Here is a 22,622-nt window from a genome sequence, read left to right on the forward strand (position 1 = left end):
AGGAGAAGAAGCTATGAAAAGAAATGTAAAAGCTTTATTGGCATGTGCAGTGTTATCACTAATTCTTCAATTTATAGTACTTATTTGGCTTGATAAATTCTATCTTAAGGAAAATGCTAATGTTAATGTAAAGGAAGTTAGTGTAAACAAACCACAAGAGCAGCCTGAAAAGAATGTTGATTTGCCTAATGATATGAGTACTCTGCAAGTATCCTATAATGGTAAATATTTGGCATACATAAAAGATTCAGAACTTAAAATCATTAATTCAGCTAATGGTGAAGAAAAAAGTTTTACCAATAAAAGTCAAGATGAAATATCATATTTCACTTGGCTTCCAGATAGAAATATTATGCTAGTATCTAAAAAAGAACATACTAACAAAGGTAATATGTTTACCCTATATAATTATGACGCTGAAAAGAATGATGCACAAAAAATTTCTGATATAGCCTCTGCTCAAACTGGTAGTAAAATTAATTCTATTAAAGCATCTACAATTACTGGTGTTACGTATATTGAAATTAAAAGTGGTTCTGATAAATCTTCTGTTTATAGAATGGATATAAATCAGACTTCTTCGAAGAAAATAGATCTTCAAAACTCTTCTTTAACTGGTATATTTGTTGTACCAAGAGAAGAAAGACTTATTTATCAAGATCGTAACGGCAAGGTATATCTTACTCAACCAAAAGGGAGTTTAACTATTTCTCATGGAATAAAAACTAAAGTTCTAGGTATCGATAATGATAGTACTGTGTATTTAGGGGAAGTAAGTAATGGGAAGATTGTTAAAGTCCTCTATGGATCATTAAATAGTAAGAATACTTCACAGTGGGAGTCTAAAGAATTAACTACTGCTGCAGATGAAAAAGATATTTTTATAACGAGCTCTGGAAAAATCTTAATTAATTATAGTGATAGTAATGCTCTATTAGATTTAAAAGAAAATAAGAAAATGAACTATGAAGGCACTTTTATTTCCGTATACAATAAAGGTATAACTACTTCAATAGACCATAAATATCATAAAACAGATTTTTCAAAGCTATAATTAAATGGGCATGTAGTTTTCTACTACATGCCCATTTTTAAAGTTCCTAGAACTTTTTAATTGTTTCTAGAACATACTCTTCAGTATATGGTTTTACAATAAATCCTTTTGCACCTGCTATTATAGCCTTCTTAATCCATGTTTCTTGTCCAAGTGCTGATATCATTATAACTGTGGCACCAGGATTTATTTTTCTAATTTCCTCAAGAGCTTTAACTCCATCCATATCAGGCATAGTTATGTCCATAGTCACGATGTCTGGGCTAAATATTTTATACTTCTCTATAGCTTCAACCCCTGTAACGGCTTCTCCTACAACCTCATAACCATTTCTCTCCAATATTGTTTTTAGTGATAATCTCATAAATGCTGCATCATCTACTATAAGTACTTTTTTCATATATTCTCCCCCTTTAAAATAATGTCTCTATTTTATTTTTTTGATTCCTAATTTTTCAACTACCTCATGTAATTTCTCTGTATCTATTGGTTTTGCTACGTATGCTTCACAACCTAAATCAAACGATTTATGTACATAATTTGTATCCGCTAGTGCAGTAATCATAATTATTTTAGCCTTTTCCTCTGGTAATAATCCTCTTTGTTTTTCAAAATCTCTAATAGCATTTAATACTTTAACACCGTCAACCTTGGGCATCATTATATCAAGGCAAATTAAATCATATGGAGCATTATCCTTAACAGCTATAAGATATGCATCAAGTGCCTCTAATCCATCAACCACTAAGTCACATTCACCATAAGCTGAAAGTAATTTTAATATAAATTTTCTACTTACCAAATCATCTTCAGCTATTAATATTTTCATAGTTTCCCCTCCTTATAAAATTGATTTTTTAAATGTATCAAACTCATCAAGTAGTTTTTTAGCATTCTTTACAACTTCATTTAGGTCTCCTCTCCTTGCGCAAAGTTCAATTCTAAATGCTACACTCTTTATTATGTCAAGTCCCATAGTATTTGATAGTCTTTTAATTTCATTAGCTAAACACTCTACCTGAGATATATTTTCTAAATCTAATGAATTCACTAATTCTCCTATTCTATCTTCTAAGATTTCTACCTCCTTTGATGTTAATACGTTCTCTTCCTTATTTTCATAATTTAAGAACTCAACCTCTCCATTTTCATTTAATTTGAGAGTTAAATTTGAGTAATTTTCAAGGTTCTTATATGGGGCTGTAACTCTATCTATAGCAGAAAATAATTCATCAATTATTATAGGCTTTGGAACATAATCATCCATTCCATTTGCTAAGAACTTTTCCCTATCTCCTTGAAGAGCATAAGCCGTTATTGCAATTATTGGAACATGTTTATCCTTTCCATGTTTCATTCTAATTCTCTTTGTAGCTTCTATACCATCCATCTCTGGCATATGAATATCCATTAAGATTACATCGTATGAATGTGCTTCAACTTTATTAATTGCTTCGATACCATTTTGGGCTATCTCAACATCATGTCCTTTCTTCTTGAGAATTCTTGATATAACCATCTGATTAACCTTATCATCTTCAACCAAGAGAATTTTTTTTGGATCAATTGTTCTAACTATCTTTGTTATCTCTCGTTTGCTTATATTATCTCTATTTCCTAGTGAAAATCTTAATATAAAACTAAATATACTTCCCTGTTCTTTAACACTCTTAACACTAATTTCTCCACCCATTATTTCAACAAGTCTTTTAGATATAGCAAGTCCCAGTCCTGCTCCACTATACCTTTTAGTAAATGAGTTATCAACTTGCCTGAAGCTATCAAATATATATCTTTGTTCTTCCTTACTTATTCCTATTCCTGTATCTTGTACCGAAAACTTAAGATCTATATGCTTTCCTGATGTTTTCATATTTGATACCTTAACCCAAACTTCACCCTTACTAGTGAACTTTATAGCATTACTTATTAAATTATTCAGAACTTGCTTTAATCTATTCGGATCACCTTTTAAGTAGTTTGGAATATCTGATGAAAATCCATAACTCAATTCAATTTGCTTATTATCTGCATAAGGAGAATGTGATCTTATTATCTCCTCTAGTAATTTTTTAACATTAAAATCCATCTCATAAATTGATAACTTTCCTGCTTCCATCTTAGAAAAATCTAACACATCATTTATTATGTTTAATAGTGAGTTAGCACAAGATTTTGCAGTAACTAAGTTATCTACCTGCTCATAATCAAGCTCAGTTTGCAGTGTTAAATCTATCATTCCTACGATTCCATTTATAGGTGTTCTTATTTCATGACTCATATTTGCAAGAAACTCACTTTTATACTTGTTTGCAGTTTCAGCTTCATCCTTTGCTTTTTTCAATGCTCCTAGTGATATCTTTCTTTCAGTGATATCTTCAATAATCGAAGCAAAGTATCCTTCCTCAGGCGAGTGAAGTGAAATTGAAAACCATTTTTTATATTTCTCTGAATAAAACTCCTTAATAATACTACTACTTGAACTCTTATTTTCTTTGAAACAATGTTCTATGTGCTTAATAATAACCTTAGATAGTGCCGGGAAAACTTCAGTTATCTTTTTTCCTATAACCTCTTCATATCTAATAGAGAAATTTTTTTCAAAGGCTGTATTAACTTCAATATATTCAAGGTCAATAGGCTCTTTATCATCATTATAAATAATTTTTTGAAATGAGAAGGCATCCTTCATATTCATAAATAGTGCTTTATATTTAGCTTGACTCTCTCTAATTAAATCTTCAGATTTCTTTCGTTCAGAAACATCTCTTATTACGCTTAATATAATGCGTTTTCCATCTATAACTGCACCCTTTGAGCTTATTTCAACCGGAAACTTACTTCCATCCTTTCTTATGTGAACACCGTCAAAATATTTACCAATTTTCTTACTTTGATTTATAGCTATTCCACTGGTATTTTGTTTCTCGCTAATATCAAATATAGTCATAGATACTAATTCTTCTTTTGTATATCCATAAGTTTGTACTGCAGCCTCATTAGCATCTACTATCCTACCACCTTTTTCAATAAATAATATAATATCTCTTGCCTTTTCTGATAGCATCTTATATCTTACATAACCGTCTTCTGCTATTTTATTGTTAGTTATATCAAAGGCTATTCCTAAATATCCATCAAACTTATCATTTATATCATAAAAAGGTTTATTAAGAGATTTTATCCACCGATATTCACCATCTTTATTTAAAGCTCTGAATTCAAATTCATAAAACTCCCTGTTTTTAACAGCTCTCTTATTAATTTTATAATAGAAATCTCTATCCTCTGGATGCATAATGTTAATCCAATTCTTCCCAAGGGCTTCTGTTGCACTTATCCCAGTAAACTCTTCCCATCTTTTTGCCATATATATCATTTCTTCATTAGTATTAGTTTTCCAAATTGTAGTTGGGAAATTTTCAAATAGATTTACATAGAAGTCTCTAGATTTCGTAATTTCGATTTCATTATTTTTTATTCTTGTAATATCCATTAAAAATATAACTACATGCTTTTTATCATCTTCTGTCATTGGAGTTATGGTGAATTTTATCCACAAATCAACTTCCTTATTATTTACCTGGGAAGTCTTCTTCACCTCAATATTTTTAGTAGACACTCCTTCATTCATAGCCAAATAAAAAGCTTTTCTTATATTACAATTTTCACATTTCCCTATACAACTACACAAGCCTCCATTTCTTTTTAATCCACATGAAAAAATATCCCTAAAGCTTTTTCCTATACATTCAATATTATTTAATCCTAATAAATCCATTGCTTCATCATTAATATTCTTCACACTAATGTCTTCATTAAAAATAACTACTCCAAAAGGAGCTTTATCAAAAATATTTTTCAAATTACTCCACTGCTTTTTCACCTCTAACTCCAAGCTTTTTATTCTTGTAATATCTCTAAAAACAGTTATAATTCCTATAGCTTCATCTCGTTCATTTTTTAGCGGTGAAATATTAGCAGAAATATATTTTTTCTTATTGCTTCTAGTTATAATAAATGTATTGTCTCTGAGTCCTGAGGGTTTATTATCAGAGATTACATTTGCAAAAATATCTTCAATATGTCCATTATTGCTCAATCCAATACTTGTAAATATATTCTGAATTTTTTCCTCTCCTAATTCTTGAAACTTCAATTCAAGTATGTCTTCAGCTGACTTATTCATAAATGAAATCTTGCCACAATTATCAGTTGCAATAATTCCATCACCAATTGACTTTAAAGTATTTAATAGAAATGACTTTTCAAAGTTCCTCTCTTTATTCTCACTCACCTTATCACCACCCAGCTTATAGTTCTTATCAGTAAAATAATATACTATCTACAAAGTAAACTGCATTACAATTTCAGGGATATTTTCTAGTTTAGCCTGTTTTTCTACAGCTCCTACATTAAAAGCTGCCTTTGGCATACCATATACCACGGAAGTTTTCTCATCTTGTCCTATTGTCCTTGCACCTTTACGTTTCATACTAAGCAATCCCTTAGCTCCATCATATCCCATACCAGTTAATATTATTCCTATGGCAGTATCCCCAGCCTCTTTTGCAACTGATTCAAAGAGTATATCAACTGCTGGGCGTACTCCATTAACTTTTTCATCATCAAAACACTTTACTTGAAATCTATCACCGACATTTTTTATTTTCATATGCTTGTTTCCTGGTGCAATAAGTACCTTACCCTTCTCGACATAATCTCCAGTCTTTGCTTCCTTTACTTCGAGATCTATTTGACTATTAAGTCTCTCTGCAAACATTTTTGAAAATACAGGAGGAATATGTTGCACAATAACTATACCTGGCATATTTTTAGGGAATTTCTTTAACACACTATATATTGCTTCTATTCCTCCTGTTGATGCTCCTATTGCTATAATTTTATATTTAGAGTTTCCATCACTTGATGTAATTGTTTCACTATGATTTTCTTTAACATCCATAATCTTAGATTCAGATGCAGCCTTAACCTTATAAACTAGTTCATTTATAAATTCCTCAACACTACCTACACTTTGAATATCTGGTTTAGTCACAAAATCCACAGCTCCTGCCTTCATAGCATCTAATACGGCTTCACTTATGGAACTCACCACTACAACTGGTATTTTATATTGTGGAAGCAGTCTCTTAATAAATTCTATTCCATTCATCTTTGGCATCTCTATATCACAGGTCATAACATCAGGTTTATATTTTATTATTTTGTCTCGAGCTTCAAAAGGATCTTTGGCCGTAGCAACTACTTCAATAAATTTATCAGTATTTAGCCCTCTTGAAATCACTTCTCTAAACACCATACTATCATCTACTATTAATACTCTAATTTTTCTGTTAATCCCCATATCATATGCCCCTTCCTATAGATGACTGGTATTAATTATATTAGTATCTCCCATACTCATCATCACTTAATGATATTTTTGTATTAGAATTATTGTGGTCTCTGTTATTTTTCATATTTTCTAGCATCTTTATAATTTCTGGGCTTAAAGTTTCATTATTGTTATATCCACCATAATTATGTTTTAAGTTAAACCTTCCTACCATTTCTTTTAGCATTTCAGCTTGACTTGATAATTCTTCACTTGCTGCTGCACTTTCTTCTGAAGTTGCAGAGTTGCTTTGAACCACTTGTGATACTTGTGTTATTCCCTCTGTAATCTGCTCAATTCCTAATGCTTGTTCATTTGATGATACTGAAATATCACCTACTAATTCAGCAACCTCTTCAATATTTATAACCATCTCATTAAGTGCCTTTGCAGTTTCATTTGCTATTTTAGTTCCATCTTCTACTTTTTTAATAGAACCTTCTATCATCATAGTAGTTTCTTTTGCAGCATTAGCTGATCTCGCTGCAAGATTTCTCACTTCTTCCGCAACAACTGCAAAACCTTTTCCATGTTGTCCAGCTCTTGCTGCTTCTACTGCAGCATTAAGTGCAAGTATGTTGGTTTGGAAAGCTATCTCTTCTATAACTTTTATTATCTTAGAGATATTTGATGATGCATCATTAATTTCATTCATAGAATTTAGCATTTCATTCATTTGGCTATTGCCTTTTAAGGCATTATTCTTAGCAACTTCTGCTAACTCATTTGCTTTTGCCGCATTATCAGCATTATTTCTTGTTTGAGAAGATATTTCTTCAATTGATGCAGTAAGCTCTTCTATTGAACTAGCTTGTTCTGTTGCACCTTCTGATAGTTCCATGCTTGAATCAGCTATTTGCTTAGCTCCACCAGCTACTTGATCCGATGATGCATTAATATTTATTAGAACATCATTCATGTTAAATGCCATTTTTTTAAATGCTTGTCCTAGAATCCCTACCTCATCTTTAGTATCTATATTTATGTCTACATCCATATCTCCAGCAGCCATCTTATTAGCGGCTTCAACTAATTTGTAGATTGGTTTTCCTATTATTTTTGCAATTAGAAGTCCTAAACCTATGGCAAGTACTATCGCCACTACAATAATTCCTAGCATGAACATTGATTGACTTTTATAACTTTTAGTATTAGTATCATTAATATCCTTAGCAAGATTTTTGTTTAACTCTATCATATCTTGAATATCTTTATCTACTTTTTCTCTTGCCTTAGTTGCTTCTGGCAATCCAGCTATTGCTTCATCAATTTTATTGTTTTGTACTTGACTTACCCCTTGAGAACGAAGTGATCTATAGACTTGTAGATCCTCCTTTAGTGTATTAAATAATGCTTTATCTTCGTCTGTTGTTATTGTCTTTTCATATTGGCTTAACAAGCTATTTGTTGAGGTTGTCGCATTATTTATATCATCAATTCTCTGTTGAAGCTTACTTTCACTCTTCTCATATAGCATTAAAAGATACGTTGATCTTACTAACAAAAGATTTTTTTGAATTTCTGATATATTTTGAGATGGTAGGAAGTTACTTTCAAATATATTCTTTGCAGCCAAATTTTGATTTTTCATATCTATAATTCCTATAGTACCTACTACCCCAGTAAGAATTGCAACTAAAACAAAACTGATAATAAGTTTGCCTTTAATTTTTAAATCCCCTAAAAATTTCATTTATTTCTCCCCCTATACATTGTTTAATTCGTTAATTTCTTCAACGTTTAATAGTTTTTCAATATCTAATAATAGTTTTACATCATCATCTACTTTTCCGATTCCACATATGTATCTACTTTCATTATTAACCCTAATATCTGGCGGTGGTACTATGTCTTCTTGTTTTATTGAAATTACTTCTGAAACTCCATCAACGATAAGCCCTAAAGATAAATTATTTATATCTACTACAATTACGCAAGTTCTATCGTTATACTCTACAAAATTCTTTTTAAATCTTAGTCTTACATCCATTACAGGAATTATTCTTCCTCTAAGATTTATTATTCCTTTTATAAAGTCTGGTAATTGAGGTACTTCTGTTATCTCTTGAATTCCTATAATTTCTATAACATATTTTATTTCTATTCCGTAGGTTTCTTTTTCTAATTTAAATGTTAGGAACTTTCCTTTTTGTGTATCTTCTTCAATTAGTATCTCTTTTTCATTCTCTGACATCAGTTTTTCCTCCCTCCATTTATTAATCAATTAATGCAGATATATCTAAAATGAGACTAATACTTCCATCCCCTAATAATGTACATCCTGATATACCTTTTATATTATTGATTTTTGTTATGTAACTTGGTAATGCTTTTACAACTACTTGTTGTTCCCCTATTAATTCATCCGCAAGCAAACACACTGGATGGATTTCATCTTCTATCATAACTAATATTCCTTCATGAATTAATTTTGTTGCTGATTTGACATTATATATTTCATGAAGTCTTAAGATTGAATAACATTTCCCTCTAATCATTATCATTTCATTTCCTTCAGTATCCCTAAAAATCTCATCTTCCTTAGGTCTAAAAGATTCTTGAATTGATGTTGTTGGAACTGTATATATTGATTTTCCAACTCTAATATTTATCCCATCGATAATTGCCAGTGTTAAAGGTATTTTTAGTACCATAGTAGTTCCTATTCCCGGCTTACTGTCTACCTGTATAGATCCACCTATTTTTTCAATACTTTTTATGACTACATCCATACCTACTCCCCTACCTGAGAATTCAGTTACAGCTTCTTTGGTAGAAAAACCTGGCAAGAATATCAAGTTGTATATCTCTTTATCTGTCATTTCTTCTGGTGCCTTATTTAATATTCCATTCTCTGCTGCTTTCTTTAATATTTTCTCCTTATTTAACCCTTTGCCATCGTCTTTTATAATAATTAATACTTCACTTCCAGCATTTTTAGCTTCTAAAGTTACTGTTCCAATTAGACTTTTACTTCTGCTTGCCCTTTCCTCAGTATCCTCAATACCATGATCTATAGAATTTCTTATAATATGCATAAGTGGATCACCTATGTGTTCTATAATATTCTTATCCACTTCTGTATCTTCACCGATTAACTTTAATGTTACTTCTTTCTTTAACTTCTTACTCATATCTCGAACTATTCTATTCATCTTAAAGAATGTTGGAGCTATTGGAACCATTCTTATAGACATCACCATATCCTGTAACTCTGAAGTGATTTTTTTAAGCTGTCTAGCTGCTTTATTAAAGTTGTCTAAAGTCAATCCTTTCAAATCCGGATTTTCTGTAACCATTGCTTCAGCTATTACTATTTCTCCAACTAGATCCATTAAGTTGTCCAACTTTTCAACATTAACACTTATTAAGCTTTTTCCCTGACTACCTTTATTAGAATTAGCTAACTTATCTTGTGGCGTCTCATTTCCTATTGTTTCTTTTTGATCCTTATTATCATCACTATCTTTTGATTCTTCTTTTACTTCTAACTGTTTAATATCAAGCTTGTCTATAAACGCAACTTCCATAAATAGATGTTCGATATCTTTATAACTCTTATCAGTTTTAAACTCAATTCTAAAACCATTTTCTTTAATTAGCTCAACACTATCGTCATTATCTGTAATATCTTCTGGAATATATTTTAATTCTTCAGTAATCTCCTTAAGATTATGGACAATAGCAAAAGCCCTAATATTTTCCATCTCACAACCTTCTTGAAAATGTACAATTACTTGAAATGTATTATTTTTAGTTGTCTTGATGGATTTACTAGGACCTACATAATACTGCTTTACTTCTTCCTTCTTTTTTTCCACTGTCTCAATTACGTTATTTTCAATTTTTAATTTTTCTAAATATTTTTTTATCTTTTCCTTTAAAACCTTTTCATCTCCGTTTGGAGAATCTCCATTTTTGATTTTTTCTATTTCTATTTTTATAAAATCTAATCCTTCTAAAACAACATCACATAAGGATGAGTCATCAATATTTTTAGGATTTTTTTCTCTTATAAAATAGAATAAATCTTCTATTGAATGAGCTATAGTTGAAATATTATTAAATAGCATCATTGCAGATGAGCCCTTTATTGTATGCATTATTCTAAATATTTCATTTATAGTTTCTGAAGTATAGCCTCCAGTAGCTTCAACATCAATAATAGATTGTTCAAGCTTCTCTAGCTGTTCAGAAGTCTCATGTATAAATAATTCAAGCATTTGATCATTTGAATTAAAGGACATCTGTTTTTCCTCCTAAACTATTTCTCTATAATAAAAGCATTTATTAGTGTATTTACCATGTTTACAGTTCTTTCCTTTAGTGAAAAGTCAAAGCCTTCAATTCTCCACTTTAAACAAGTTTCCCTACTTCCTCCTAAGATTAAATCCGTTAAAATCTGAGCATCAACTTCTACTTTTATTAATCCTTCTTCTTGAGCTTTTTCAATTGTATCTTTTAAAAAGGTTGTCCTAATTTCAATAATATTTTTTATTTTATCTGACAATACCTCCTCATACATTAAGTTATCATATACATGCAAAATCGCAGTAATTGCTGGGTAACTCTCGTAATATTGATAGTAAGTTTCAATGTAATATTTTATTGTATCTATTGGATTCAATTTTCTGTTTACGCTTACTTGAATAATATCTTCATCAAATTGACTAAAATGATTTAACACTGCAAGTAATATATCTGTTTTATTTTTAAAATGTCTAAAAAGTGTTCCTTCTGATACACCTTGTCTTTTAGCTATTTCCTTCGTTGATACATTCTGTAATCCTAATTCATTTATAGCGTCTATGGTTGATATAATTATTCCTTCCTTAGTATTTAATAAAGATTTTTTCATATTTACCTCCGTGCGGAGTGAGTGTTCACTCCTATGCTAAAATTATATAATTACCTACATTTTTTGTCAAATGATTACATGGTTTTTCTCTTTGTTAATTTGTACTACAAAAAAACCTTCTACCCAAAATAAGTAGAAGGTTCTATATTTACTATATTCTATTTATGTTTCTTAAACTACTAACTTTATTAAACCCAATGCTATTCCTATAATAAATCCACATATAGCTCCATTAACCCTAATCCATTGCAGGTCATTTCCAACCTTATCTTCTATAAGTTCAATTAAGGTTTCTGTCTCTAATTTTTCTATGTTCTCTTTAACTAACTTACCTATCTTACTATGGTTTTTATCTGCAAAATTTACAATTTGCTCTTGAATATATGTTTCTATCTTATTTATCAATTCTATATTTTCTAAAAGATTAACTAACATATTATCTATTAGCGGCAATAACTCTTCTTCAATATACTCTTCATCACTAATATAATTTAAAACTGAATTTATTATAGTTTCTATTTGTTCTTGCATAAATTCATTAAATTTAGTGCTAGCTGTTATATTTGCCTTTATATTATCTACTACTTTAATAAGTTCTTCATTATCTTTTCCATTTACAATGCTTTTTCTTACAGATTCAAGAATCATATGTCTACTTCTATTATCTGTATCTTCTAAGTCATTTAATATAAATACAATACAGTCTTGTATTATCTTTCCTACCTTTTCTTCCCCAAGTGCTCCAATCGCTGCACTAATTGTATATTTCATTAAAGGATTGATTTCTATTTTACCAATGGCTTCAATAGCAGAACTTCCAATTTCATTCTTTATGCTCTCTTTCTTAACTTCAATTTTTATTCTTTCAACTAATACATCTAAAGCCTTTTGTTCATAATTGTTTTCTAGGCATGCATTAGTAAGAAGTTCGATCAATTTTTTAGTATCTATTTCATTTATCTTTTCGCTAATCATTCTATTTAGATATACTGCTACTTTATCACTTGGAATTGAATCCGCTATATTTTTAGTTATATTTATAATTCCTGATTTTACATTATCAGAATACAAATTATTTCTTAATAAATTCAAAGTCTTTGAAACAATTTCTAGCCTGCTTACTTTATCTATTATACTCGACTTATTTAAAAGATCATTCTCTACTATCGAAACTAATGAATTAGTTATTCTATCACGATTTTGAGGTAATATAGCTGTGTGTGGAATATGAATTCCTAAAGGATATCTAAATAATGCTGTTACTGCAAACCAGTCAGCAAGTCCCCCTACAAGACCAGCTTCAAAACCACTTTGAAGAAGTACAATGGCTGTACTATTTCCTGAAATCATTGTAACTATAAAACCTATTAACATAATTATTAACGATATTGATGCCATTTGATTTGTTTTTGTTTTCATAACCTAATACCTCTTCTACTTTTGTAATTTTCTTTTAGTGAATACAGGGTTTTAAGTTCAACTATTAACTTATTCATGCCTGAAAATGTCCAGAAGCCGACATTTTCAAACAAGTATAAGTTAAGTTTCCTATAAAAAATCCTATATTTTCACCTAAACATAATTTAAATTATAGCACAAAGAAAATAAAATTTTAATATATATGATTTATACAATCCATCCAGTCTTTTAACTTAATTACGTGATAATTTACTTGTAGTTAAGGTTGATTATATTTCGCTATATTATATAATTAACTTATGCTTAAGAATAAACAATAAAGGAACCCATTAACAGGTGATAAAATGAAATGGATACGAAAAGACGTTATTAACTTAACTATTCCCATACTGATGGAACAATTATTTGTTATGTCCATGGGAATGATAAACACAATGATGGCAGGTCATATAGGCAAAGAGGCAGTTTCAGCAATTGGTATGGTTGATTCTATCAACAATATTTTCATTGCTTTTTTTTCGGCTTTAGCAGTTGGTGGAATGGTTGTAGTTGCACAATTTGTTGGACAAGGTAATATAAAGAAAGCAAACGCATCTATGAAACAAGCCCTATATTCTGGTCTACTAATCTCATTTCTAATAACTATAACTATGTTTATATTTAAAGGCTTATTGGTTAAATTACTCTTTGGTGCTGCAGAGCAAGAAGTTATTAACTCAGCAGATATATATCTATCGATTACTCTATTAACTTACCCGCTAATCACTACTGATCTTATTGCAAATGGAATACTTAGAGGTGCAGGTGACACAAAAACACCTATGAAAATTACAATATTCATGAATATATTAAATGTAGTTTTCACTTTTACATTTATTAATATAATCAAGTTAGGTATTGTTGGAGCTGCACTTGGAATAGCTTTAGCTAGGACTATTGGTGCACTTATAATCCTAGGCGTACTCCTTAGAGGATCAAGCATATTAAAATTAACTGAAATTAAAAAATTCAAATTTGATAAAGAACTTTTAAGGCCAATCTTCTCCGTTGGACTGCCTGCTAGTGTTGAATCTCTATTATTTAATGGTGGAAAATTAATTACCCAAATCTTTATAGTTGATATGGGTACAGTTGCTATTGCCTCTAATGCCATAACGAGTTCCATAGGTGGAATGCTTAATATCCCAGGAAATGCTTTTTGCACAGCTGCTACAGCTCTTGTTGGTCAGCATATGGGAAGAGGCGAAACCAAAGAAGCTCAAAATACACTAAATTACATTACTAAACTATCAACTGTTTCTTTAATTATATTATCCTTAGCATTTTTACCTTTCTCAGGGGTGTTCCCAAGACTCTATACAAGTAATGCTGATATAATTAAACTAACAGCTCATGCATGTATTTTATATGTAATTTTTATACCTGTTTGGTCTATATCCTTTGTACTTCCTTCAGGTTTAAAAGGTGCTGGAGATGCAAAATATACCATGATGACTTCAATGATAGGTATGTGGGTCTTCAGAATAACTCTTGGATATATACTAGGAAACATTCTTCACTTTGGCCTTATTGGTGTATGGATGGGAATGTTTATTGACTGGTCCATTAGAGGTTGCTTATACTTAATCAGATTTAAAAAAGGAAAGTGGAAAGAAAAAGTTGTAATTAAAAGAGCCATTGCTAAATAAAAAGAAGGAATATGGAAAATCCCTTCTTTTTATTCTAATCTTGTAACAGTATAACCTTTATCTTTTAATAACGTTACAAGTCCATCTTCTCCAACTACATGGCCTGCTCCTACTATAATAAAGTATTTATCATTAGATTTTAAATACTCTTCAATCTTAGTCTCCATCTTTAGATTTCTTTTAGTAACCATAGCATCGTAATAATCTTTAAACATTCTATCCCCTGATTTCATTTCACCACTGGTTTTTTCAACATATTCTGTATCCCCATTTACTACAGCAGCATACAAATCTTGAAGTTGTTTTTTAGTTTCTGTTACCTTTGTAAGTTTCATTAAGTTCGCATTTTGAAATTCATCATCACCATAGCTAATTGCTTTATATTGTGTATCAAAGTCTTCTAAGGAAACAATTGCCTTATTATCACTTTTTGCTCTTGATATAAATATCATATCAAGTCCATTATTAGTTTTAAATCCAGATGCTGAGTATTGCAATACTGATATTGTAGATTGAAGTGCCCATGGTTTAAGTTTAGTTATTTCTCCATTATATTTTACACCTATCTCACCTAGGAGTTTAGTTACATATTCTTTAGTTTCAGGTTTCAAGTGCTTGTCTAAATTATCACCATCAGTATAGATCATTTCTTTCGAAAGCTTATCACTTATCCCCGGGTCCGTAATATCTATTTCTACTCCTAATTTATTTGATTCTTTATAAGCATTTTCTACTTTATCTGAAAATTTAATTTTATCATCTCCAAGATGTATTGAGCCACCTAAGTAAAGGTATTTACCGTCCTTTTCTACCTTGTAGAATATTCCTTTCGCTTCTTTGGGTTGATCAGATTGTTTACCACATCCAAAGGCAATGCTAGCAAATAATACTATGCAAATAAAAACAGATAATAAACGAATTACTCTTTTCATTTTACTCCCTCTCTCATAAATAATTTTTTAATACCATATACCTATTATTCTCATGAGATTGTAATTATCTGTCACTACTCTTTAAATTTTAGGTTTTTACCTAAACATATTTAAGGTATCTCTCCAATATAAGAAAATGCCATAAATAAAACAAGCCAGAAAAATTATCATGAAAATTTTAAATATAATACTTCTTGATTCAATCATTTTAGGTTTTGTATATTTTTCAATTGTAATCCCTTTTTCATCTCTTAAGTACCTTATTATTTCTAAAAATATCTTTTCACTTTCCTCTCCATAAGGGCTTGGCTTTACTATATTTATTTCATCAAATTTTAATCCTATGGTCTTATATTTTTCCCATGCATCCACTAAACCTACTAAATCATTTATTTCATAAATACACTCTTCTAAAATGTTATAATAGAGATCCAACTTAAATATAAATATTCTCTCATCAGTTATAAGTAATCCTAAATACTTTATCTGAGCTGCCATTGGCCCTCCAGTTCTATCATATTGCCTATCCTGCATATAGCTCTGAAGTGCTATCATCTTATATTTTATTATTTCAGTGTTGCGTAATTTAGATTTTACTATTTGCTCTAATTCAATATAGGCTATTTTTCTTAACACCCTGTCATTCTTAATCTTGTATAAACTTTCACCTATTGTTTCTTTAGCTTCAATAGCTTTATACTCTAAATCTTTTATCTCTTCCTCTGAATAGTAGTTAATGTTTAATAATTCAAGTAGGTTTCTATCATTCATTTATCTCACCTACTATCTTCTGAATCTTCTTTTTCGCCCTAGATATCCTGGTGTAAATATATTCTTCTGAATATCCTAAAGACTCTCCTATTTCTTTTATTGGTACTCCATCTAGATATCTTTTAATAATTATAAGCTTGTCCTTTTCTTCTAAATTATTTAGCAATTCATTTATAAGCTCAATATTTTCGATTCTTTCTAATTCATTGTTTTCTTCACTAATCACTTCATCCATATATTCAGTATTACTAGAATGTCTTAAATTTTTTCTTTTAATATCTAATGCCTTATATTTTGTTATAGATATCAGCCATGATTTAAAACTTCCCTTTTCCTCATTAAAACAATCTATATTAAACCAAACTGCTGTAAATACATCATTATAGCACTCTTCTATGCACTCTTTTTCGTGAGCTTCTTTTAAAATATTCTTGGCAATATAATAAACCAAATTACCGTATATATTCATTAGCTTATTTAAGCATTCTTTATCTTTTCTTAAAATACCCTTTATAAGCTTTTCTTCATTTACATTATCCATATTACCCTCCACATGAATTCTTGCTTAAATAGACTTTTCACTTTAAAATATCCAAGGCAGCCTTAATAGTGTAAACTATTGATCCAATGAAACCCATAATCATACCAGCAATACTTAAGATAAATACTATCATTAAAAATATTCCCGGTCTTTGACCCTTATATGGTTTAAATTCTGCATTAGTTTTTTCCTTTAGATATTTTATCATCTCAATAAATATCTTTTCATTTTCTTCTCCATATGGCCTAGCAAGGATATCAATTCCACCATCAAATCTAAAGCCAATACTTGAGCATTTCTCCCATAAATCTATGAAGCTTTTTATATTACTTATTTCATTAACACATACCTCTTCTAACAAGTTATAAATACTATCCATTTTAAATACAAATATTCTTGTATCCGTTACGAATAGCCCTAAATATATAGTAGTTCTTCCTCCATTGAATCCAATATCTGTTCTAAATATTTCTTTTTGCCTATAACTTTTAAGTACAATCATCTTATATTTTATTTCTTCATTATCTTTTAATAATGATTTAACTTTTTCCTCTAATTCTATAAATGCTATTTTTCTTAATACTTTATCATTTTTCACATAATATAAGTCCTCACCTATGCTATTTTTAGCTTCAATAGCTCTATTTTCTAAATCTTTTATCTCTTCTTCAGAGTAGCTGATGGAATTCAAAATTTTCAGTAATTCTCTATCGTTCATTTATTCATCTACCCCCTTTATATTTATTATTCGTATTAATTTGCAATTATCTGTCAAAACCTGTGTAAAATTTTTACTTTAAGATAAAAGAATGACTATGAATTAAAAATAATTCTAGTCATCCTTTTTTATGATATAAACTTTAAAGTTTTAGAAATACTTTCAATATGGTTTTTATCTGCCCATAAAATAAAATAGTAATATGATTCATTGTCTATAGTGATAGCCTTAGGATATTTAACTATTAATTCTGCTTGATTATTAAAGTCCTTAATCTGATCACTTGAGGGCATTATTAACCTTGCTTCTTCTCCATCAATAATCAGCTTTGTTATTTTAGGATTACTTCCAAAAGGCTCTAAAATATGAGTTGCTTCATTTTTAGCAACTTCATCTATACTTAAATCTTTTCCAGTAGATGCAGAAATCTGAAAGAAACCATCTTTTCCTTGAAATTTATCACTATAACCTGGACTTTTATTCCACTCCTTATTATAACGCAAGGATATATTAAATTTCTTACTCTCATAATACTTAGTATTCTCTTTAGCCACTACCTTATTACTTATACATAAAAGGCATACAAAGATTATAATCATACCAAAAGATAAATATATTTTAAACTTACTTCTCATAGGCTTTTATTCTCCTAATATTTTTATTTTGTATAATTTATTATTTCACTATCGCTTAGGATTTATTGATAATTCTTAAATAGAAGGCTATGTTTTAATTTAATGTTGAAATTTTATATATTTTTCGAGGTATGTAATAAAAGCAATATATGGTATATAATTGTAAACAGGAAGGAGTTTTTAGTATATGAATAAAAGTATTATATTTAATATTATAGTTTTATCTATATTGATAATAGGTATCGTAACTATAGTTATAGCGACCCTCAGACCTATGTTATTAATTAATTTAGATAGAGTTAAACTAAACGGTAAAAATTATATCATAAAAGATAAACAGGGATTTATAAAATATAATCAAAAGATGTATTGGTGCTTTGGAATAATGTGTAGTGTTATTTCTATACTTTCATTATTAAAAATTATTGATAATACCATCTTTTGTATTGGTGTAAGTTTTATTGTTATTATTGTTGGTTTAGTAAATTCTATATCAATAAAGAAATATGCTTAATTTTTAAAATATCTTCACTATTCATAGATTTCTTCAACACTAAATTCCACCATATTCCTTATTATATATTTGTTTCATTATACTATATAATAAAAAATCATGAAAAGTATAAGATTTCTCTTAATACCTCTCATGATTTTTATACTTAATCTATTTTTTCTTTTTTAAATTGTTAGAAAGGACATGGATTTAAACAATCTAAACTCAAATTAACTTGAACTTCAGCTGTAGCTGGAAGTGTTCCTGCGCCTAAGAATATTTGTGCTCCTGGATTTGTAGGTGTTACATCAGTTATTGAATTGCTAATGGTTGATGTTCCAACTACACTATCAGATATAATTCTCATTCTTACATGCCTTGCTACTGCACCATCAGAAGGTACATTGAGTTCTGTACAAGTGACTAATATATTCGCTGGACCAGTAATATTAGTATCTAATGGTACTGGATTTCCACTTGGTACAAAGCTAGCATTACATCCTGAAAAGTCAGTGAATTGTACAGTTATTCCTGCTGGGATGAAAAGCCCATCCTTAAAATCTACTAAAACACTTGGTGAAGGTGGTACAGCTAATAATAGAATTCTAAAATCAACATGATTTCTATCTGAAACTATACAACACTTAATAGTAGAAACTTCTGCTACATTTATTGTAAGCTCTGTACTATCACTACTTGATGTGTTTAGAGCTGTAGCTAATGCAGTATTATTTATGGTGTATATTCCTGGTTGACTGAAATTATTTATTGGAATAGTATAGGTTACATCTACAAAAGCACCCGGATTTATAGTTCCTAAATTTCCACTTATCTTAACTTGTCCAACAGTACTTCTATCTACTACTAGAGTATTAGGATTAACAGTTATTGTCCCAATTGTAAGCTGAGAAGGAATAAAAATTGTATCCAAGAATTGAACATTATTAAGAGCTGCATTACCTATATTACTAACTCTTACACTATAATTTAAGGTAGCCTTATTATTAACTATGGTTACACTACTTTCTTTATTTACTGCAAGTTTGCCTTCTGGATTGCACTCTGGAACTAAGAAACAATCACAATTAAAGGTTATTACACTAGTGGCTGCTTTTACTTTAATAGGCTGAATAGCTTCAGGATAATTTCCAACTAGAGTAAGTCTATATTCTACTGATATGCCTTTATCATATCTACCTGAAACTTCTACCTTTAACCACTGAAATCCAGAAGGGGCTGCACCAAAGTTTGGATCAGTCGTACTTAAAGTAAATGGAACTTGAGTAAAACTTCCTGTTCCATCAAGCTTCTCTTCGACTATAATATTTGATGAATGGATACTCTGGCAAATAGGAATTACAAAATTACTTATAGCTCGTGTAGTCCCTGCACAATCTGTAAGAAATTTATAACTCCAAAATGAACTATTTAAATCCTCTACATAAGCAGGGTTATTTACTACCTCTCCATTAGGGAGTTCCTGACAATCTGGTTGAATAGCTGAAATACCATTTTGTGGTCCGCAACAACATCCTACTGTATATGGTATCAATGAACAAGGTCTGGCTGTATCCGCCATAAACACTCACTTCCTTTATAAAATTCACCTTAACATATTATATTGAATCAACTTTTAAATTGTTACATAACAAAATTATGAATGATCATTATTTTTGCTATTATATAAAATTCCCACACTTTATTATCTGCAGTATAGTGCACGCCTAAGTATCGACTGAATACTTTATTAATATACTATTATCTTAGGAGAAAAAATAAATGCCTTCACCCTATAATCCATATAATTTACCTAATTCTTTTCCACCACAGCATCAAGCTTTCCAGCCAGGAATCGAAGCAATTATGTGTCCCAAGCCAATATCTGAGACTCCTTTAAAAAATCCTATAAATAATAAGAAATTATTAAATAAAGTAGCACTAATTACTGGTGGTGATAGTGGCATTGGTAGAGCAACTGCATATGCCTTCGCAAAAGAAGGTGCTGACATTGCGATTGTATACCTAAATGAACATATAGATGCGCAAGAGACAAAAAACAAAATTGAACTGATAGGCAGGAAGTGTATTATAATGCCAATTGATATCTCAATAGAAGAAAATTCTAAATTAATAATCAATGAAGTAACTAAACACTTTGGTAAACTAGACATTCTTGTAAATAATGCAGGTGTAATCTATCCTACAAATAACTTAGAGGACGTATCTTCTGCCCAACTAGAATATACTTTTAGGGTTAATGTGTTTTCTTACTTCTATTTAACAAAAGAAGCTTTGCCTTATTTAAATGCTGGAAGTTCAATAATTAATACGTCTTCTATAGCAGCTTTCAAACCTTATCCCATAGCCCCTGATTATCAAGCCTCCAAGGGTGCAATCACAGCTTTCACTAAAGCAATGGCATTAATATTAATGCCTAGAGGCATTCGTGTTAATAGTGTTGCACCTGGGGAAGTATGGACTCCTTTAATACCATCCGCCTTTGATCCCTATGCAGTATCTACCTGGGGTCAATCTTCCCCAATAGGAAGAGCTGCTCAACCTTTTGAAATGGCTCAAGCATTTGTATTTTTGGCTTCTGATGACTCAAGTTATATGTCTGGACAGACTCTTAATATGTATAATTAACCTTCATCTTTTTAGTTTTTTATATTAAAGATAATGGCTTTACCATTATCTTTTTTTATGTAGTTATTAAGTTGGTATAAATATTTTTATGTAGGAAAATATAAAAAAATAAAACTGTAATTTAAACATAGAGGTAGCTATATGAATAAGATTAATGACATAAAGGACTGGTTAAATGTTCAATTATGTAATTCAGCCGATGCTGAATTCAGAACATTAAACTACAATAAAAAGAAAGCTTATATTTGTTTTATTTCTAGTATCTGTGACTTAGAAAATATTATGAAAACACTCATTACTCCTTTTTTTAACATGACAAGCTACGAAAACTTTCAAAATTATATTATTTCATTACCTAAATGCACTACAGCAACTGATAAAAACTTTATACTAAATAAAATCTTGCATGGTTCAGTTGCTATATTACTTGAAAATGATATTTACATATTTGAAGCAAAAAAGTTTATGGAAAGTAGTATATCTGATTCTTTTAGTGAAACTGTAACTCAAGGGCCTAAAGATAATTTACAAGAAAACATAGAAACAAATCTCAACTTAATTCGCAATCGTTATAGCCAAAAAAATTTAACTGTTGAACAACATATGCTTGGCGTAGAAAATATACCTGCAGTAATTTTATATAACAATCAATTAGTTGACTATAACATATTAGATCAGCTTAATAAAAAGATAGAAGAATTTTATGTTAAATCCATTAATTCAGTTCAAAAAATACATAAAGATTTTATGAAAGAAAATTCAATACTTTTCCCTACAATTATGGTTATAGATAGGACTGACCGTATAATCAAAAATATTGAAGATGGCAAAGTAATTATGTTAGTACAAGGTAATCCGTATGCTTTGATTTTACCTTCAGTATTTTTTGATTTTATGATTTCTATGGATGACTACTACCAACTTCCAGCCATCAGTACATTTCTTCTTATTCTTAGATATATAAGTGCTTTTTTAGTAATCGCTTTGCCTGGGTTATATGTTGGTTCCACCTCATATAATCCTGAAATCTTTCGATATGAATTTGCAATGTCTATAGCAAGTAGCCGTGTAGATTTACCTTATCAATCATTTTTAGAGGTGCTTTTTATGTTAATTATTATGGAATTATTATTAAATTCGTCTACGAATCTACCTAAAGGTACTGGATCAGTTGCTACAACTGTAGGTGGGTTAATTCTTGGTCAATCTGCTGTAGCTGCTGGCTTAGCAACTAATATAATGGTTATTATTATATCTACTATAATAATCTCTTACTACATATTACCAGCAAATTTAATAAACCGTGCTATAAGCTTAAGTAAATATATTGTGCTGATCTTCTCCGTATTTTATGGCTTAATAGGAGTTATTATTGGCTTCATTGTTATAATCTTTTATTTAGCTAGTATTAGGAGCTTTGGTAAACCATATTTACAACTTTTCTCTTCAAAAAATAAAATGTGATATTT

The 22,622-nt window shown here is 29.8% G+C and carries 20 protein-coding genes; 5 read left to right on the plus strand and 15 right to left on the minus strand.

Annotation, left to right across the window (positions count from 1 at the left end; all coding sequences use genetic code 11):
* The first annotated feature begins 13 nt into the window (after positions 1 to 13).
* The gene (locus JK634_RS16900; protein WP_202768900.1) at positions 14 to 1,054 is read left to right on the plus strand and encodes a hypothetical protein; all 1,041 of its coding nucleotides are present in this window, start codon (positions 14 to 16) and stop codon (positions 1,052 to 1,054) included.
* Positions 1,055 to 1,100: 46 nt separating this feature from the next.
* Here JK634_RS16900 and JK634_RS16905 read toward each other — a convergent pair whose 3' ends face one another.
* From JK634_RS16905 to JK634_RS16945, 9 genes are all read right to left on the minus strand, one after another.
* Positions 1,101 to 1,454 (minus strand): response regulator, encoded by a 354-nt coding sequence (locus JK634_RS16905; RefSeq protein ID WP_202768901.1) that lies wholly within the window; start codon positions 1,452 to 1,454, stop codon positions 1,101 to 1,103.
* A gap of 27 nt (positions 1,455 to 1,481) precedes the next feature.
* The gene (locus tag JK634_RS16910; RefSeq protein WP_202768902.1) at positions 1,482 to 1,883 is read right to left on the minus strand and encodes a response regulator; all 402 of its coding nucleotides are present in this window, start codon (positions 1,881 to 1,883) and stop codon (positions 1,482 to 1,484) included.
* 12 nt (positions 1,884 to 1,895) lie between these two features.
* Positions 1,896 to 5,351: a PAS domain S-box protein gene (locus JK634_RS16915; RefSeq protein WP_202768903.1), complete on the minus strand. Its 3,456-nt coding sequence runs from the start codon at positions 5,349 to 5,351 to the stop codon at positions 1,896 to 1,898.
* 48 nt (positions 5,352 to 5,399) lie between these two features.
* The gene (locus JK634_RS16920) at positions 5,400 to 6,422 is read right to left on the minus strand and encodes a protein-glutamate methylesterase/protein-glutamine glutaminase (protein ID WP_202768904.1); all 1,023 of its coding nucleotides are present in this window, start codon (positions 6,420 to 6,422) and stop codon (positions 5,400 to 5,402) included.
* 40 nt (positions 6,423 to 6,462) lie between these two features.
* The gene (locus JK634_RS16925; protein WP_202768905.1) at positions 6,463 to 8,145 is read right to left on the minus strand and encodes a methyl-accepting chemotaxis protein; all 1,683 of its coding nucleotides are present in this window, start codon (positions 8,143 to 8,145) and stop codon (positions 6,463 to 6,465) included.
* Positions 8,146 to 8,157: 12 nt separating this feature from the next.
* Positions 8,158 to 8,646, minus strand: coding sequence for a chemotaxis protein CheW (locus JK634_RS16930; RefSeq protein ID WP_202768906.1), 489 nt, complete (start codon positions 8,644 to 8,646; stop codon positions 8,158 to 8,160).
* A 22-nt stretch (positions 8,647 to 8,668) separates the two neighbouring features.
* Positions 8,669 to 10,699: a chemotaxis protein CheA gene (locus JK634_RS16935; protein WP_202768907.1), complete on the minus strand. Its 2,031-nt coding sequence runs from the start codon at positions 10,697 to 10,699 to the stop codon at positions 8,669 to 8,671.
* A gap of 17 nt (positions 10,700 to 10,716) precedes the next feature.
* The gene (locus tag JK634_RS16940) at positions 10,717 to 11,310 is read right to left on the minus strand and encodes a TetR/AcrR family transcriptional regulator (protein ID WP_202768908.1); all 594 of its coding nucleotides are present in this window, start codon (positions 11,308 to 11,310) and stop codon (positions 10,717 to 10,719) included.
* Between the two features lie 171 nt (positions 11,311 to 11,481).
* Positions 11,482 to 12,729, minus strand: coding sequence for a DUF445 domain-containing protein (locus JK634_RS16945; protein ID WP_202768909.1), 1,248 nt, complete (start codon positions 12,727 to 12,729; stop codon positions 11,482 to 11,484).
* 344 nt (positions 12,730 to 13,073) lie between these two features.
* On the opposite strand from JK634_RS16945, the gene JK634_RS16950 reads away from it, so the two are divergent.
* On the plus strand, positions 13,074 to 14,417 hold the full coding sequence (locus tag JK634_RS16950; protein ID WP_202768910.1) for an MATE family efflux transporter: 1,344 nt from the start codon (positions 13,074 to 13,076) through the stop codon (positions 14,415 to 14,417).
* A 29-nt stretch (positions 14,418 to 14,446) separates the two neighbouring features.
* Here the strand turns inward: JK634_RS16950 and JK634_RS16955 are convergent, their stop codons facing one another.
* From JK634_RS16955 to JK634_RS16975, 5 genes are all read right to left on the minus strand, one after another.
* Positions 14,447 to 15,349 carry a TraB/GumN family protein gene (locus tag JK634_RS16955; RefSeq protein ID WP_202768911.1) on the minus strand — a complete coding sequence of 301 codons (903 nt, stop codon included), beginning with the start codon at positions 15,347 to 15,349 and terminating at the stop codon, positions 14,447 to 14,449.
* A gap of 96 nt (positions 15,350 to 15,445) precedes the next feature.
* Positions 15,446 to 16,120 (minus strand): hypothetical protein, encoded by a 675-nt coding sequence (locus JK634_RS16960; RefSeq protein ID WP_202768912.1) that lies wholly within the window; start codon positions 16,118 to 16,120, stop codon positions 15,446 to 15,448.
* Entirely contained in the window at positions 16,113 to 16,661 is a 549-nt protein-coding gene (locus JK634_RS16965) for a sigma-70 family RNA polymerase sigma factor (RefSeq protein WP_202768913.1), read from the minus strand. Before JK634_RS16965 ends, JK634_RS16960 begins: the two co-directional genes overlap by 8 nt.
* Before the next feature lie 37 nt (positions 16,662 to 16,698).
* A complete protein-coding gene (locus tag JK634_RS16970) occupies positions 16,699 to 17,379 on the minus strand; it encodes a hypothetical protein (protein WP_202768914.1) in 681 nt (226 codons plus the stop codon).
* A gap of 128 nt (positions 17,380 to 17,507) precedes the next feature.
* On the minus strand, positions 17,508 to 18,014 hold the full coding sequence (locus JK634_RS16975; protein ID WP_202768915.1) for a peptidase M56: 507 nt from the start codon (positions 18,012 to 18,014) through the stop codon (positions 17,508 to 17,510).
* A gap of 187 nt (positions 18,015 to 18,201) precedes the next feature.
* On the opposite strand from JK634_RS16975, the gene JK634_RS16980 reads away from it, so the two are divergent.
* Positions 18,202 to 18,528 (plus strand): hypothetical protein, encoded by a 327-nt coding sequence (locus JK634_RS16980; RefSeq protein WP_202768916.1) that lies wholly within the window; start codon positions 18,202 to 18,204, stop codon positions 18,526 to 18,528.
* A gap of 172 nt (positions 18,529 to 18,700) precedes the next feature.
* Here the strand turns inward: JK634_RS16980 and JK634_RS16985 are convergent, their stop codons facing one another.
* Entirely contained in the window at positions 18,701 to 20,086 is a 1,386-nt protein-coding gene (locus JK634_RS16985) for a COG1361 family protein (RefSeq protein ID WP_202768917.1), read from the minus strand.
* Positions 20,087 to 20,286: 200 nt separating this feature from the next.
* On the opposite strand from JK634_RS16985, the gene JK634_RS16990 reads away from it, so the two are divergent.
* Positions 20,287 to 21,153: an SDR family oxidoreductase gene (locus JK634_RS16990; RefSeq protein ID WP_202768918.1), complete on the plus strand. Its 867-nt coding sequence runs from the start codon at positions 20,287 to 20,289 to the stop codon at positions 21,151 to 21,153.
* A 141-nt stretch (positions 21,154 to 21,294) separates the two neighbouring features.
* Complete coding sequence (locus JK634_RS16995) at positions 21,295 to 22,617, plus strand: spore germination protein (RefSeq protein ID WP_202768919.1); 1,323 nt, start codon at positions 21,295 to 21,297, stop codon at positions 22,615 to 22,617.
* Positions 22,618 to 22,622: the final 5 nt, after the last annotated feature.

The organism is Clostridium paridis (genome assembly GCF_016765615.1).
In the GTDB taxonomy this organism is placed as follows: domain Bacteria; phylum Bacillota; class Clostridia; order Clostridiales; family Clostridiaceae; genus Clostridium_T; species Clostridium_T paridis.

Coding starts and splice junctions, on each gene's coding strand:
- JK634_RS16900 (WP_202768900.1), top strand. CDS start 14: ATGAAAAGAAATGTAAAAGCTTTATTGGCATGTGCAGTGTTATCACTA.
- JK634_RS16905 (WP_202768901.1), bottom strand. CDS start 1,454: ATGAAAAAAGTACTTATAGTAGATGATGCAGCATTTATGAGATTATCA.
- JK634_RS16910 (WP_202768902.1), bottom strand. CDS start 1,883: ATGAAAATATTAATAGCTGAAGATGATTTGGTAAGTAGAAAATTTATA.
- JK634_RS16920 (WP_202768904.1), bottom strand. CDS start 6,422: ATGGGGATTAACAGAAAAATTAGAGTATTAATAGTAGATGATAGTATG.
- JK634_RS16925 (WP_202768905.1), bottom strand. CDS start 8,145: ATGAAATTTTTAGGGGATTTAAAAATTAAAGGCAAACTTATTATCAGT.
- JK634_RS16930 (WP_202768906.1), bottom strand. CDS start 8,646: ATGTCAGAGAATGAAAAAGAGATACTAATTGAAGAAGATACACAAAAA.
- JK634_RS16935 (WP_202768907.1), bottom strand. CDS start 10,699: ATGTCCTTTAATTCAAATGATCAAATGCTTGAATTATTTATACATGAG.
- JK634_RS16940 (WP_202768908.1), bottom strand. CDS start 11,310: ATGAAAAAATCTTTATTAAATACTAAGGAAGGAATAATTATATCAACC.
- JK634_RS16945 (WP_202768909.1), bottom strand. CDS start 12,729: ATGAAAACAAAAACAAATCAAATGGCATCAATATCGTTAATAATTATG.
- JK634_RS16950 (WP_202768910.1), top strand. CDS start 13,074: ATGAAATGGATACGAAAAGACGTTATTAACTTAACTATTCCCATACTG.
- JK634_RS16955 (WP_202768911.1), bottom strand. CDS start 15,349: ATGAAAAGAGTAATTCGTTTATTATCTGTTTTTATTTGCATAGTATTA.
- JK634_RS16960 (WP_202768912.1), bottom strand. CDS start 16,120: ATGAATGATAGAAACCTACTTGAATTATTAAACATTAACTACTATTCA.
- JK634_RS16965 (WP_202768913.1), bottom strand. CDS start 16,661: ATGGATAATGTAAATGAAGAAAAGCTTATAAAGGGTATTTTAAGAAAA.
- JK634_RS16970 (WP_202768914.1), bottom strand. CDS start 17,379: ATGAACGATAGAGAATTACTGAAAATTTTGAATTCCATCAGCTACTCT.
- JK634_RS16975 (WP_202768915.1), bottom strand. CDS start 18,014: ATGAGAAGTAAGTTTAAAATATATTTATCTTTTGGTATGATTATAATC.
- JK634_RS16980 (WP_202768916.1), top strand. CDS start 18,202: ATGAATAAAAGTATTATATTTAATATTATAGTTTTATCTATATTGATA.
- JK634_RS16985 (WP_202768917.1), bottom strand. CDS start 20,086: ATGGCGGATACAGCCAGACCTTGTTCATTGATACCATATACAGTAGGA.
- JK634_RS16990 (WP_202768918.1), top strand. CDS start 20,287: ATGCCTTCACCCTATAATCCATATAATTTACCTAATTCTTTTCCACCA.
- JK634_RS16995 (WP_202768919.1), top strand. CDS start 21,295: ATGAATAAGATTAATGACATAAAGGACTGGTTAAATGTTCAATTATGT.